Origin of the sequence: Paenibacillus sp. GCM10012306 (assembly GCF_042649265.1) — a bacterium.
In the GTDB taxonomy this organism is placed as follows: domain Bacteria; phylum Bacillota; class Bacilli; order Paenibacillales; family Paenibacillaceae; genus Paenibacillus_AQ.
The window spans coordinates 1-626 of the sequence record NZ_JBHRYW010000038.1 but is presented as its reverse complement, the minus strand read 5'-3'; the positions used below and the strand labels follow the sequence as shown (position 1 = coordinate 626).

Sequence of the window (626 nt, the reverse complement as noted above, 5' to 3'; positions counted from 1 at the left end):
CAAGTGCGGGTGAAAGTCACCGACGGTGCGGCATGGTCCGAATGGTCAGCCGTGACCTGGATGAAGATTAGCATCGAATTGCCAAATAAATTAATCGCTGGTGGGGGTTCTCATAGTACCACTATTGATAGCGATGGCTTGGTAAAAGTATGGGGAAGTAACGGTAACGGCCAACTGGGCGATGGAAGTGCACTGTCGGTGATCCGGACGACGAGTGTCAGTGTGCCTGGAGTTAGTGGAGCTGTATCGGTAGCTAACGGTGACTCGCATACCGTAGTGCTGAAGAGCGACGGCAGCGTGGTGGCATGGGGCTATAATTATTACGGTCAACTGGGTGATGGAACGACCACTCTGCGTAGTGTGCCCGTAGCAGTCAGTGGATTGACAAGCGGAGTAAACGCCGTAGCAGCAGGATCGATCCAAAGCTTTGCGTTGAAAGGGGATGGCACGGTCTGGGGATGGGGTCAAGGATACGGAAGTACCCCGGTATCCATTAGTGGCCTGAGCGGAATCATCGCGATTGCGTCCTTTGGTACGAAAGGAATGGCCCTAAAAAGTGACGGCACAGTTTGGACCTGGTCGACCGGAGTTGCGGTAAGCCAAGTTTCCGGGCTGAGCGGAATCAC

Annotated in this window: 1 protein-coding gene; it reads left to right on the top strand. The window is 54.0% G+C overall.

The window, feature by feature from the left end:
* The coding region (locus ACFORK_RS29055; RefSeq protein WP_379205553.1) for an RCC1 domain-containing protein at nucleotides 1–626 on the top strand (626 nt) is incomplete at both ends.